The organism is Sorangium sp. So ce145 (genome assembly GCF_051525985.1).
Classification (GTDB): domain Bacteria; phylum Myxococcota_A; class Polyangia; order Polyangiales; family Polyangiaceae; genus Sorangium; species Sorangium cellulosum_B.
In genome coordinates this window covers 3,663,548-3,677,106 of sequence record NZ_CP150315.1, presented here as the reverse complement: position 1 = coordinate 3,677,106, position 13,559 = coordinate 3,663,548, and the positions used below count along the sequence as shown (strand labels likewise).

At 74.8% G+C, this 13,559-nt stretch carries 6 protein-coding genes; all 6 read left to right on the top strand.

Annotation, left to right across the window (positions count from 1 at the left end; translation table 11 throughout):
* Nucleotides 1-243: 243 nt before the first annotated feature.
* Nucleotides 244-1,062, top strand: a complete 819-nt coding sequence (locus WMF34_RS14035; protein WP_012235321.1) for a class I SAM-dependent methyltransferase — start codon at nucleotides 244-246, stop codon at nucleotides 1,060-1,062.
* Nucleotides 1,055-1,714 carry a class I SAM-dependent methyltransferase gene (locus tag WMF34_RS14030; protein WP_012235320.1) on the top strand — a complete coding sequence of 220 codons (660 nt, stop codon included), beginning with the start codon at nucleotides 1,055-1,057 and terminating at the stop codon, nucleotides 1,712-1,714. The genes WMF34_RS14035 and WMF34_RS14030 overlap by 8 nt, the downstream gene beginning before the upstream one ends.
* A 24-nt stretch (nucleotides 1,715-1,738) precedes the next feature.
* On the top strand, nucleotides 1,739-4,048 hold the full coding sequence (locus WMF34_RS14025) for a hypothetical protein (RefSeq protein ID WP_437993591.1): 2,310 nt from the start codon (nucleotides 1,739-1,741) through the stop codon (nucleotides 4,046-4,048).
* Nucleotides 4,049-4,194: 146 nt separating this feature from the next.
* Nucleotides 4,195-4,362 (top strand): hypothetical protein, encoded by a 168-nt coding sequence (locus tag WMF34_RS14020; protein WP_157906666.1) that lies wholly within the window; start codon nucleotides 4,195-4,197, stop codon nucleotides 4,360-4,362.
* A 63-nt stretch (nucleotides 4,363-4,425) separates the two neighbouring features.
* Entirely contained in the window at nucleotides 4,426-11,361 is a 6,936-nt protein-coding gene (locus WMF34_RS14015; RefSeq protein WP_437993590.1) for a pentapeptide repeat-containing protein, read from the top strand.
* Nucleotides 11,361-13,310 carry a metallophosphoesterase gene (locus WMF34_RS14010; RefSeq protein ID WP_437993589.1) on the top strand — a complete coding sequence of 650 codons (1,950 nt, stop codon included), beginning with the start codon at nucleotides 11,361-11,363 and terminating at the stop codon, nucleotides 13,308-13,310. Before WMF34_RS14015 ends, WMF34_RS14010 begins: the two co-directional genes overlap by 1 nt.
* Nucleotides 13,311-13,559: the final 249 nt, after the last annotated feature.

Sequence of the window (13,559 nt, the reverse complement as noted above, 5' to 3'; positions counted from 1 at the left end):
GGTCGCCTGCGACCGGCCGAGCCGGAACCCGGCGTAACACGGCCCTCGGCGTCCTCCGTGTCGGAGAAATTGGGCCGTACCCGAGGAGCGCCTCTCCGATGGTACGATGCGGCGCATGTCCCTGCCGCACCTCGATCCCGGAGCCCTCGAGGCCATCGTCGAACCGACGGACGGACCGCCCCCGACCGGAGCGGTCCGCGCGTACCGGCGCTCCTTGCGCCTCCACGGGTGATGAGCGCTCCCATGGACCGAGAGTGGCCGCTCGACGCGGACGACTTCTCCGCCTACTACGCCTTCGCGCCCGCGGCGCTCGCCATCCGCGAGTGCGTGCGGCTGCGCGCCGTGCGCGAGCTCGACCTGCCGGAGCCGCTGCTCGACGTCGGCTGCGGCGACGGCCTGTTCGCGCGCCTCGCCTACCCGGACAAGCAGGCGTGGGGCATCGACATCAACCCGACCGAGGTGCAGCGCGCGCAGCGGACCGCATCGTACCGCACGCTCATCTGCGGCAGCATCGTCAACGTCCACCTGCCCGAGGGGTTCTTCGGCAGCGCCATCGCCAACTGCAGCCTCGAGCACGTGCCCGATCTCCACGGCGCCCTCGTGAACATCCGGCGCGCGCTCAAGCCCGGGGCGCGGTTCGTGCTCATCGTGCCCACGCCCGACTGGACGTACCAGCTCGCCCTGCCCGAGGCGCTCCGCTCCGTGGGCCTGGTCGGCCTCTCGCGCGCGTACGGCGACGCGCTCGATCGGGTCTTCGCGCACGTCCACCTCTACGACGAGGCGGGCTGGCGCGATCACCTCGCGCGCGCGGGCTTCAACCTCGTGGAGACGCGCCCCATCGCGGGCCGGCCGACCTCGTGGGCGTTCGACTTCATGCTGTACCCGAGCTTGCTCGGCTACGTGATGCGCAAGCTCACCGGTCGCTGGATCGCGATGCCAGCGCTCCGCCCGCTCACCGTCGACGTGGCGCGCGCCCTGGTGAACGCGCTCGGGCGCCTCGCCCCGGGCGGCGACGCGGCCGCCGAGTACCTGCTCGTGGCGCAGGCGGGGCCCGATGGCTGAAACGGCGGCGCCGCCCGGCGACTACTTCTCGAACCACCGCCGCCGCGAGCGGTTCCCGTGGTCGCTCTACCACGGCGCGCTCACCCGCCCCCTCGCCCGCGCCATCGCCGCGCGCGGCCCGCGCCCGCGCGTGCTCCTCGTCGGCTGCGGCCTCGAAGGGGAGATCCCCGGCGCGCCGCCCGCGACCGAGCTCTACGGCTGCGATCTCGACGCGCGCGCCATCGAGGCGTGCCGGCGCCTCTACCCGGCGCGCGCGGAGCGCTTCGCCGTCTGCCCGGGGCCCTACGAGCTCCCGACGGGCGGCGGGTTCGACGGCCCGTTCGACGTCGTGCTCGCGAAGGAGGTCGTCGAGCACACCCTCGATCCGTCGCGCTGGGCGCGCGGGCTCTCGGCGCGCCTCGCGCCGGGCGGCGCGCTGCTGCTCACGACCCCGAACTACGGCCGCCTGTCGACGCTGCCGCTCCTCGAGGCCACGGTGCTCGAGTGGATCGCGCGCCGCGACGGCTTCTCGCGCAAGCACATCCACCCGAGCAAGTTCGACGAGCGCAGCCTCGCGGCGCTCGACGTCGGGGAGCGGATGCGGCTCGTGTCGGTGCGGCGCACGCTCACCGGCTGGTCGCTCCTCGGCACCTGGCAGCGCGCCCCGGGCTGACCCGGGCGAAGGCGAGCTCCGCTGATGCTCTACCTCCTGCTCGCGCTCGGCGTCCTCGTCCTCCGGCTGGCCGAGCTCCGCGCCGGCGCGGCCGCCAGCCCCACCGCGCCCGCGCCGGCCGCAGCCGCCGCGCCCGGGCCCGCGCCCGCGCCGGCCGCAGCCGCCGCGCCCGGGCCCGCGCCGCGCCTCGTCTGGCTCGCCGCCGCCGCGGCGGTGGCGGTGGCGCTCCTGCCCGCGCTGCGCGACGCGCCCGCGCTCGCCGGGCCCGGCGCCGCGCTGCCGAAGGACACGATCTCGCACCTCGCCATCGCCTACGACATCGCGACGAGCGGCCTGCCGCACGGGTGGATCGCCACGAACAACGGCGGCTTCCCGATCGCGCTGCACTACCCGCCGGTCGGCTGGCTGCTCGTGGCGGCGCTGATCCGCCTCGGCGTCGCGCCGGTGGTCGCGGTGAAGGGGCTCGGCTTCGCGGCCTTCGTCGGGGCCCCGCTCGTCGTCCTCGCCGCGGCCCGCGCGGTCGGCGCGCGGCCCGCGTCGGCCGCCGCCGGCGCGGTGGCGCTCGCGTGGGTCGCGCCGTACGTGCAGTTCGCCGGCGGGTGGCCGTCGTTCTTCCTCCTCGGGCTGCTCTCGCAGATCCTGGTCATCCCCGTCGTCATCGCCTGGGCCGCCGCGGTGATCCGCCCCGCCCGCTTCGAGCTCGGGCCGGCGCTCGCCGCCGCCTGCGCGGCGACGCACCCGCAGGTCTTCACGGTGAGCGCCGCCGTCCTGGGCGCGGCCGCGATCGCCGCGTGGGATCGGCGGCTGTGCGCGCGCGTGCTCCGCTCGCTCGCCGGCGGCGGCCTGGTCGCGGCCGCGCTCTACGGCCCCGGCATCGCGTCGATGGCCGCGCCCTTCGGCTGGCCCGCCGGCCTCGGCTGGCGGCACATCGGCTTCGGGCCCGAGCGCGTGCTGCCGTGGATGCTCGATGGCGACCTGCTCGACTTCGCGCACACCCCGGTGATCGGCTCCGCGTGGATCGCCGCCTGCTTTCTCCATGCGACGCACCTCCGGGCCCCCGCGTCGCGGGCCGTCCTCGCGGCGTCGGCGGTCGCGCTGCTCCTGTCGATGAGCGGCGGCTGGATCGCCGGCGCAGGCCCGCTCGGCCGCGCGCTGCTCTCGCTGTTCCAGCCGATGCGCGCCCTCGTCCTCCTGCCGCTCGTCGCGGCCGCGGCCATCGTCAGCGCGCTCGACCTCGCGGCGGCGGCGCTCGCGCGCATCGGCGCCGCGCTGGCAGCGCGGGGCGCGCGCCGCTCGCGCCCCGCGCTCGCCGCGGTCCTGCCGGCCGCGCTCGCCGCGGTCCTTCCGGCCGCGCTCGCGCTCGTCGCGGCCCTCGAGATCCCCGCCCGCGCGGCCGAGCTCCATGTCCTTGCGGAGAAGCAGGCCGCGCTCGTCGCGTCGCGCGGCTGCCCGCCGCCCGCCGAGGGCTTCGACCCCGATCTCATCGCCCGCTGGCTCGCCGAGGCGCCGCACGGCCGCGCGAGCTACGCCGCCGAGGACGAGTTCGCGACCTGCTCCATGATGCACGCCGCCGATCTCCGCCGCGCGGTCCCGATGGCCTTCTCGACCGGCGCCGGCGCGCATGTGGGCGTTCACGCGGCGGCCTTCCTCGAGGTGGCGCCCGAGCGCCCGGGGAGCGCCGCGCGCGCGGAGGCGCTCGGCATCCGCACGCTCATCCACCTGACCGCGCAGCGGCCGGGGCCGCCCGAGGCGTGGGCGCTCGTGGACAGGCGCGGCGGGGTCGAGCTGTCCCGGCGGGTGGGCGGCACGGACTACGTGGGGCTCGGCTGCGTGCGCGAGGTGTGGCGCGGCCGGGAGGCCGATCTGCTCGCGGCGCTCTTCGAGCACCTGAAGCAGCCGCGCACCGTGCTCGACACGCCTGGTGAGCTCGTGGCGCTCAAGGCGACCCGCGGCCCGCTGGAGCGCGTGGCCGTGGCCGACGACGGCTGCGACGCGGCCCGCGCCAGCGTGCGCGAGGCGCCGCGCGAGCCGGGCGCGTACGAGGCGATCGTCGACGCCGAGGCGCCGGTCGACGTGGTCTTCCGCGCCACGGCGTACAGCGGCTGGCGCGTGCGCGACGGCGGCGCCGAGCTGGCCACGAGGCGCGTCGCGCCGGGCTTCTTCGCGGTGCGCGTCGGGCCCGGCCGGCACCACCTGGAGGCGGTGGTGGCGCTGCCGCGGTTTTACCTGCCGGCGGTCGCGCTCGCGTGCGGGGCCGCGCTCGCGCTGGGGGCGCCGCGGCTCCGGCGGCCGCTGTTCCGCCGTGGCCGGCTCCCAGTCACCAGGCGCCCGTGACTGGCACGTCGTCTGGCGTCGTCTGGCGTCGTCTGGCACAGACAGCCAGACGCCTGGCCACGGCGGGCAGGCGCGCCGCTTTCGCTTCCACGCGCCGCGCTCGCGCGATAGCCTCGCCGATCGACGCGCGGACAAGGGAGCACCGGATGGCGGGGAAGACGGCGAAGGCGTCGGGTGCAGCGGGGCAGCAAACTCCGACGGACGCGAAGGCGGCTCCAGCAGGCGCGGCGCTCGCCCGGGTCCGAGCGAAAGGCAGCTCCTGGCTGCGCGTCGAGGTGCCGATCGAGGCGGCCGCCGCGCTCCTCGGCGGGTAGCGGGCGCGAGCGGGACGGCGCGCACGCGGAGGACGTCCGCGGAGAGCGAGCAAACGAATGCAGATGGCGGCGGGGGGAGCGATGTATACGCGGGTTGCTGTCGTACAACTCGCCTATTACCCAGCGATCATCATCGATCGACGGTCTCCGCTCGAGGACCCGCTCTTCGATCCAAGGGGAGCAGCGGACTCGCTGCTCCCCGCGCGCGCCGATGTGCCCGACGCGATCAAGCCCAAGCTCGAGGCGCTCCGGCGGCGCATCCGCGAGGCCTACGATGCGCAGCTCCTCGCGCGGATCCGCGCGGTGCTGTCCGCTTGCGCGGAGTACGGGGCGAGGATCGTTGTCTTTCCCGAGTACAGCGTCCCCTGGGAGATCCTCGGCGGCGTCGCCGACGCGGCGGGCGAAATGGTCGTCGTGGCGGGGACGCACTCGGTGGATCGGGCGGCGCGCCGCTCCGGCGTGTACGAGCGCCTTGGCGCCGCGCGGCTCCCCGCGCTCGGTCAGTCGGTGAGCCCGGTGCTCTACCGGAGTCGGCTCCTCGGCCTGCAAGCGAAGCGGACCGCGGCGGCGGTGGAGCGGAGCGCGATGCGCCGAGGCGACACGTGGGCGCCCGTGGAGATGCCGGACGGCATCCCGGGCCCCATGGGCGTGCTGCCCTGTCTCGATTTCCTCCTCCGGGACGGCGCGCACGACCTCTCGCCCGTCGCGGAGAAGCTCGGCGACTGCCGCTTCCTCGCCGTGCCCAGCGCGACGCCGCACACCACGCTGCCAGAGCTCGCAGGAAAGGTGTGGGACGAGGCGCGCCGGTACGGGCGACCCACGCTCTATTGCGACGGCGCCGAAGGCGGCGGCACCTCGATCTACGTCGACGAGGCCCAGGCCCACGAGCTGCGGCGCTTCCCGGATCGGGCGGGGTACCTCGATCCGGGCGACGAAGGCGTGATCGTCGCGGACGTCGATCTCCGGTACGAGCGGGCCAGCGCGCACCTCGCTCGCGCCACGCGCCCGACGGCGCCGCGGCCGGTCGTGCCGGTCGCCGAGGCGACGCTCGTGTACCGAGGCCACCCGGCGGGAGAGGCCTATGCGCAGTGGCTCGACGGCGCCAGGGAGCTCCTTGGGCGCGACGACGACGAGGCGCTCGAGGCGCTCGTCGCGCGGCTCGAGGACGCGCGCGACGTGCTGCTGAACGCGGGCGCCCTGTCCGGGGCCGCGGCGCGCGGGAGGCGGCTGCGCCGGCTCTATGGCGAGCTCGACAAGCTGACCCGCGTCGAGGAGATACGGCAGTTCACGCGGGAGATCATCGTCCCCGCGGAGGTGCTGCCGCTCGAGGCCTTGCGGGCGGCGACGGCGGCGGCGGCCGCGGACGTCGTGTTCGGGTGGATGACCGAGCGGGAAGCGCGCGAGGCCGGGTTCGTGGAGGTCGAGGCGCGGCTCCGCAAGGCGGTGGACGCGAAGCGGAGCAACGGCGAGTGGACGCTCGACGGGATGGCGGCGCTCGGCGCGGTGGCGCAGGCGGTGCGCGGCGCGCCGGAGGCCGGCGACGACGAGCGGGAGAACTCGTCGCCGCCGGATCTGCTGGTCGAGCTACCGCGAAGGCTCGACCCGACAGCGCTGGGAACGCAGCAGTACCGGGGCTGGGTGCTCTCCTTCCAACGGCATCCATCCGACTTCCGGGCCCCGATGGACGACGCCACGCCGCGCGCCCCCGGCGATGCCCGCGCGGCGCTCGGCCCCACCGCCGCGCCGGACAAGGGCGCGCTTACCCCGCGGTTCTCCGAGCACCAGATCCTCTCGGCGGAGACCGTCTTTCTGCTCGCCCTCGCCGAGGGGCGCGAGCACGTGGCGGCGGTCGGCGTCTGGCCTGAAGGCCGGCCGGCGTGGTGCACGCTCATGGTCGCGGCCCTCCGGGACGAGGGGTGGGTCCTGCTGTGGATCGACGGCCTCGAGCGGTGGACAGGGCCCCGGCGAGCGTGGGAGAAGCTCCGCTCCGCGGCCGTCCGGTCAGGGCTGGCCAACGCCACGCTCGAGGCGATCCCGCAGGACGCCCTGGCGCGGCGGATCGCGCGCCTGTCGCCGCGCTTTGACGGCGCGCGCGGCGTCATCGCGGCGCTCCGCGAGCAGCGGCTGCGCGAGGTCGGGGGGCGGTTCGTGGAGCCGGACGCCTTCGTCGACGGGCGCTGCGAGCCCACGCCCCTGCTCGGCGCCCTCGACGCGTGGCTCTCGTCGAGCGAGAAGATGGCGCTGGTCCTCGGCGAGTTCGGCCTGGGGAAGTCCACCGCGCTCGCCGCGTGGGCCGAGCGGCGATGGGCGTCCGCCGAAGGGCCGAGACCCCTGCTCGTCAACCTCGCTGGCGCCTCGCCGCACGCGAGCCCGGAGCAGCTCCTGCTCCAGGCGGCCGGCGCCCCGGACCTCCCTGCGAACCGCGCCGCCCTGCGCCTGCTCATCCGCCACCGGCTCGTCGTCCCCTGCTTCGACGGCTTCGACGAGATGGCGACGCGCCTGGAGGCCTCCGAGTTCGCGGGGCGGCGCGCCAGCCTGCTGGAGGTCGCGGTCGGCGGCGGCAAGGTGGTCGTCTCCTCGCGTGACGACCACTTCCCCGCCGACGCGCACCTCCCGACCACCGGCGAGTTCGGGCCCTCCCAGACGCCAGGCACGTCCGTCGGGATACGTCGCTTCACCATCCTGCCGTTCACCGAGGCGCAAGTGCACGAGCTCGTGCGGCAGATCCGTGGCGAGGACGGCGCCGCGGCGGCGCTCTCGCGCATCGCCGCGATCTACGACCTCAGGGACCTCGTGCACCGGCCGCTGCTGCTCGGGATGGTGCTGACCACGCTGGACGAGTTCGCCTCCGGGGCGAAGGTCGGGCGCGCCGATCTCTACGAGGCGTACCTGAAGCGGTGGCTCGACAACACGCGGAAGGACGACCCGGAGAGCTTCACCGACGAGCAGAAGAAGGAGTTCGCCGAGGCGCTCGCCGAGCAGCTCTGGCGGTCCGGCCAGCCGGCGTGCACCTGGCAGGAGCTGAAGCAGTCGGTCCGCGCTCGGCTCTTTCGATTCCTGCCCGAAGGCATGCCGACCGACGCCGCGTTCCTGGACATCCAGGGCGGGACATTCCTCGTGCAGGAAGGAAGCGACGGCTACCGCTTCGCGCACAAGGCGTTCCTCGAATACTTCCTGGCGCGCGCGCTGGTGGCGACGCTGGCCGAGCGGCCGATCGAGGCGCTCCGCACCAAGCCGATCACGCGGGAGGTCGCGGCGTTCGTGGGCGAGCTCCTGAGGACGTTCGGCGAGCCGAGGCGCGCGGGGGCCGTGCGCGCGGTCCAGTCGTTCCTGAAGATGGACCGTCAGTTGACCCCTTCAACGAGGGAGCCGGCCGAGAACGCCCTCCGGTTGCTGCTCGGCCTCGCGCGATGGGCCGAGGAGACCGCCGGGTGGATCTCGGAGGGGGCCGATCTCCACGGCGTGCAGCTCGCCGGCGAGGACCTGCGCGGCGCGCCGCTCGCGGGCGCGAACCTGCGGGACGCGAACCTGTCCGGCGCCGACCTGTCCGGCGCCGACCTGACGGACGCCGCGCTGAGCGGGGCCATGCTGTCCGGCGCGAAGCTCCACGGGACGATCCTCCGGCGCGCGATCGCGCACCGGGCGGACTTCACGCAGGCCGAGGCGAAGGGGGCCATCGTCGAGCTGGCCAAGCTGAGCGGCGCCGTCCTGCGGCAATCGACCTGGACCGGATGCCGCTGGAACGGCGCGCAGGCCGAAGGGACCGACCTGAGCGCTTGCTTGATCGCGGGCAGGGGCGCTCACCCGGAGCGCGCGCGCAGGCTCGCCGCGACGCCGCCGCTGGCGCACGTCGACCTGGTGTCCGGACACACCGGCACGATCAACGCGCTCGCATGGTCGCCCGACGGGCAGCGCCTCGCGACCGCGGGGTACGATCATACGGTGCGCCTCTGGCACGCGGACACCGGCGCGGAGCTCGCCCGGTTCGAGGGACATTCCGACTGGGTCCTGGCCGTGGCGTGGCGCCCCGACGGCCAGCGCCTGGCGAGCGCTGGATACGACCTGACGGTGCGGATCTGGCACGCTGGCACCGGCAAGGAGCGCGCCCGGCTCGAGGGCCACGCCGACTGGGTGAGGGCCGTGGCGTGGCACCCGGACGGCGAGCTCCTGGCCAGCGGGAGCGATGACCAGACCGTGCGCCTCTGGGACGCGAGCACGGGCAGGGAGCTCGCCCAGATCGAGGGCCACGCGCGCGGGGTCAGGGCCGTGGCGTGGCACCCGGACGGCAGGCGCCTGGCCACCGCGGGCGACGGCAACACCGTGCGCATCTGGGACACCGGCACCGGCAAGGAGATCGCGCGGCTCGAGAGCCATGTGCGCGGGGTCTCGGCCGTGGCGTGGCACCCGGACGGCAGGCGCCTGGCCACCGCGGGCGACGGCAACACCGTGCGCATCTGGGACATCGGCACCGGGGGCGAGATCGCCCGGCTCGAGCGCCGCTCGAGCGGGGTCAGGGTCGTCGCGTGGCGCCCGGACGGCAGGCGCCTGGCCACCGCGGGCGACGGCAACACCGTGCGCATCTGGGATGCGAGCACCGGCTGCGAGCTCCCGCGGCTCGAGGGCCATACCAACTGGGTCAGGGCCATGGCGTGGCACCCGGACAACAGGCGTCTGGCGAGCGCGGGCGACGGCAACACCGTGCGCATCTGGGACACCGGCACCGGCAAGGAGCTGACGCGGCTCGAGGGCCACTCCAACTGGGTGCTGGCCCTCGCCTGGCACCCGAGCGGCGACCGCCTGGCCAGCGCAGGGAACGACTCGATGGTGCGCATCTGGGACACCCGCACCGGCAAGGAGCTGACGCGGCTCGAGGGCCACTCCAACTGGGTGCTGGCCCTCGCCTGGCACCCGGACGGCAACCGCCTGGCCAGCGCCGGCGACGACCAGACGGTGCGGATCTGGGACGCGGGCCAGGGGGAGGAGCTCGCGCGGCTCGAGGGCCACTTGAACGGCGTCCTGGCCCTCGCCTTTCACCCCCTCGGCAATCGCCTGGCCAGCGCCGGGCACGACGGCGCCGTGCGCATCTGGGAGACGACCACGGGCCAGGAGCTCGCTCGGTTCGAGGGCCATTCCGACTGGATCCTCGCGCTGGCGTGGCATCCGGACGGCGGCCGCCTGGCGAGCGCAGGGCACGATACGACGGTGCGGATCTGGGATCCGGACACCGGCAGGCAGCTCGCGCGGCTTCAGGGCCATACGCGCGACGTGAAGGCCCTGGCGTGGCGCCAGGACGGCGAGCGCCTGGCCAGCGCTGGCGACGACACGACGGTGCGGATCTGGGACGCGGGCACCGGCGAGGAGGTCGCCCGGCTCGAGGGCCATACGCTCGGGATCACGGCGGTCGCCTGGTCGCCGCGCGGCGAGCGCCTGGCCAGCGCGGGGCACGACGGCACCGTCCGGATCTGGGACGCAGCCACGGGCGAGGAGATCGACCGGATCGAGGGCCACACGCGGCGGGTCATGGCCATGGCCTGGCAACCGCGCGGCGACCGCCTGGCGAGCGCGGGGCACGACGGCACCGTCCGGATCTGGAGCGCGGATCAGCGCAGGCTCCTCGCCAGCTTCGTCTCCGCCGGCAGGACCACGCTCGCGCGCACGCCCGGCGGCTTCTGCCTGCTCGACGGCGCGGAGCCCGAGCGCGCCCGCCTCGCCCTCCGCCGCCCCGACTCGCGGACGACGCTGTACCTGCCCCTGGCCGGCTTCCGGGACATCCTGCGGCGCCCGGACAAGGTGTTCGCCGCGCTCTCCGGCGATCTCACCGGCGACAACGTCGCAGAGGAGCTCGCGCGCCACGGCTACGCAGGCGGAGTCCCCTGGGACGGCGAGGAGCTCTTCACCTCCGCTGCTCCAGGCGCGCCTCCGCCGCGGACGGTCAGCTCCGTGCCCCCGCGCGCGGCCACGGACGGCCCCCCCGCGCCCGACGCTCCGCTCTCGAGCGCCCTCGCGAACCCCTTCCGTCCCGGCCCGGCGCTCATCGACGCCCCTTCCCTCCCCGGCCGCGCCCCGGTGCTGGCGGAGCTCTTTGCCCTGATCGAGAGCCGCAGCCCCGCGATCCTCCGCGGGCCGCGCCGCTCGGGCAAGACGTCCATCCTTCACCACCTCGCCGCACGCCTCTCCGCGACCCATGCGGTTCACCACAAGACCCTTGAGGGCCGGGCCCAGCCCATCCGCACCGCCGACGATCTCGCCCGCTTCCTCGATCCCTCTCTCCAGTCCGACGCCACCCCCGCGTTCACCCTCCGCGACCGCCTCTCCAGCGCCGGCAACGCCGTCCTGCTCCTCGACGAGGTCGCCAACCTTTACCAGGCCGACGCCACGGTCTTCGCCTGGCTCCGCGCCGTCGGCCAGGAGAGGACCAGCGTGGTGCTCGTCGGCTCGCACTGGGACTGGGTCACCATCGTCGAGCACGCCTTCGCCGCCGCCCCGGGCTCCTCGTTCGGCAACGACGTCACCCCGATCAACCTCGGTCCGCTCCCCGAGGCCGACGCGATCCGCTTCCTCGTCGACACCGCGCCTCCCGACGTCCCGATGGAGGCGGAGCGCACCGCGCGCTGGATCGTCGAGCTCTGCGGCCCATGGCCCTTCTACCTCCAGGTCATGGGCTATGCCCTCGTCCAGGCCGTCCGCGCCGGCCAGCGCCGCGCCCTGGTCGAGCGCGCCGGCGTGCGCGAGCTCTACGAGCTACGCCTGCTCCTCGACCGCGACGCCGCCTTCTTCCGCGCCCGCTGGGCCGAGCTGCCGGAGCGCGCGCGCGCCGTCCTCGGCGCCCTCCGCGGCGCCCCCGACACGGCGCTGCCCGAGGTGCGCAGGCTGCCTTCCGAGGACGTCACCGTCCTCTGCGACGCGGGCCTCTGCGACGCGCTCGGGACGTGGCTCGCGGATCCGCCGTTCTTCGACTGGATTCGACGGGTGGCCAGCGAACCAAGGAGAGAGCCTTGATGCGCGCGTTTGACGTGAGGAACCCCTATTCGCGAGAGCGCGACGTCCGCGATCACGGCCACCTCATGGATCTGCTGCTTTCCCTGCCCACGAACGGCGTCCTCTGGCCGCTCGTGGGCGCGCGCCGGGCCGGAAAGACATGGACCCTCAAGGCGATCGAGCGACGCCTCTGCCTCGCTGAGGAGAGGACCGTGCGCTACCTCGACCTGCGCAACGTCGGCCCCGAGCTCCCGGGCGTGCCGCCGGGGACGACGCTCCTCCTGGATGAGCCGCAGCTCGCCGGCAAAGGCGGCACGCCGCGCGATGCGAGCGCCTTCCTGCGCTGGTGCGGCGATCTCTACAGAAGCAACACGAAGATCCTGCTGGCGATGAGCCCCGCCGAGTGGATAGCGCTCGAGCGCGCGGCCGCCAGAGACGCCGGGTTCCTCTCCTCGCGGGACATGCGTTTCCTCGATCCCCTGACGCCCGCCGAGGCGCTCAAGCTCGCCCGCACCGAGGCGTCGAGGGCGCTGCTCCCCGCGCTGCCCGAGGCCTGGCGCCGGAATCCCTTCCTGCTCGAGCTCGTCTTCGAGCTCGCCGAGCAATCGCCCGATCTGGCGAAAGCCCCGTGGACGCTCCTGCAGACGGCGCGCGTGAGCAGCGAGCGCATGGAGTTCGCCTATCACCGCGCCGTGTTCGAGGACGGCCTGACCGAGGCGCAGCGGTGCGTGCTCCGCGAGATCGCGCGCGGCGGGTCGCCCCGCGACGAGAACGTCGATCTGCTCGAGCGCTGCGGCCTCGTGGAGCGCCGCGGCGGGCGCCCCGTGCTCGCCGACCCGATCCTCGAAGCGAACCTGTGCCCGCTGCGGATCCACCATATCTCCGACATCCACTTCGGCCCGAAGTCCGCCCAGCGCGTCGACGTGAAGGAGAGAGGCCAGCACGGCAGCGCCATGGGTGGTGCGCTGGGCCCCCCGCGCGTCTGCGATCATTATGTCGAGCACGTCGCCGAGCTCGCCGCGTCCGGCCGCGCGCCCCACCTCCTCGTCGTCTCCGGCGACGTCGCCGAGTGGGCCGACGACGCCCAGTATGCCGAGGCCCGGTCCTGGCTAGAGCAGGTGTCCAGGCACCTCGCGGATCACCCTCGCCTGCCGCCCGACGAGCCCAACGTGTTGCTCGTGGGCGGCAATCACGACGTCGACTGGCGGCAGGCGGCGGGGCCCGCGCAGGCCGGGACGCAGGCGCGCCACGAGCCTTTTGCGCGGGCGTTCGGTGATCACCCGCGCTGCGCGCGGCCGCCGCTCGAGGAGCCCCCGGCGACGCGGCCGCTCGCGGTGGCGCGGTATGCGGATCTCGGGGTGGAGTTCGCGCTGCTCGGATCGGCGGAGTTCGGCGGTCAGGAGGAGAAGGATCCGGTCCGGGACGAGCTCCTCTCGCTCATCGGCCGCCTGCGGCAAGGCGCCATGGACGAGCCGGACGCCGAGCGCGCCGCGGCGCTGCGCGACCACGTGGCGCGGATCGATCCCGGCCTGGTCCACAACGCGGATCTCCAGCGCTTGCGCAGGACGCGGTGGCACGCGCCGATCCGGATCGCGGTCCTGCATCACCCGGTGTCGCCGCTGCCGTCCACCGAGCTCGCCCGCTTCGGCGGCCTGATCAACGCCGGTGAGGTGAAGGACGCGCTGGCCCACAAGGAGTTCTGCCTGGTGCTCCACGGCCACAGCCACACGGGCTGGTTCGGCAAGGAGCAATGGCCGGAGCGGCACGAGGACTGGACCATCCGTATCGCCGCGGCGCCGTCGCTCTCCAGCCGGGAGGTGCAGGAGCACAACGGCTACAACGAGATCGAGATAGCGCGCGACGGCGTGGGCGGCGAGGTCGGCTATCAGATCCACGTGAGGCGCATGGTGCGAGAGGGCGCGACCTGGACGCGGCGGGCGTCGATGGGGCCGTTCGCGCCGGGGAAGTAGCGCCGCGGCCGAGGGGGCTCCCGGTCAGAAGTGTTACCAGGGCTCCGCTCGTACACTGCGCGGTCCCCGCGGTCCTGCTGCGCGGCCCGGCGCTCTTCCTGCGCGGTTCCAGCCCCCTCCTGCGCGGTCCCGGCGGTCCTGCTGCGCGGCCTCGGCGCTCTTCCTGCGCAGCCCTGGCAGCCTCCCGCGCGGTTCCAGCCCCCTCCTGCGCGGTCCCCGCGGTCCTGCTGCGCGGCCTCGGCGCTCTTC